At 40.5% G+C, this 336-nt stretch carries 1 protein-coding gene; it reads left to right on the plus strand.

All coding sequences use genetic code 11. The features are described from left to right. Positions 1–336: polysaccharide biosynthesis protein (locus AACQ14_RS24660; protein ID WP_339366162.1), on the plus strand; the 336-nt coding region annotated here is incomplete at both ends.

Raw genomic sequence — 336 nt, forward strand, 5'->3', positions numbered from 1 at the left:
GTTTTGCCGTACAAACGGTTTACCATGCAGCAGCATATAAACACGTACCTTTAGTTGAACATAATGTTGTTGAAGGTGTTAGAAACAATGTTTTTGGTACTTATCATACTGCGCGGGCTGCGATTAATGCCAATGTTGATACCTTTGTATTAATCTCTACTGATAAAGCGGTCAGGCCAACTAATATTATGGGTACTACCAAGCGCATGGCTGAGTTAGTGCTACAGGCGTTGGCTAAACAACAACACTCGACACGTTTTTGTATGGTGCGTTTTGGTAATGTTTTAGGATCCTCAGGCTCAGTGGTACCACTGTTTAGAAAACAAATTAGAAATG

Origin of the sequence: Vallitalea maricola (assembly GCF_036985595.1) — a bacterium.
GTDB lineage: Bacteria > Bacillota > Clostridia > Lachnospirales > Vallitaleaceae > Vallitalea > Vallitalea maricola.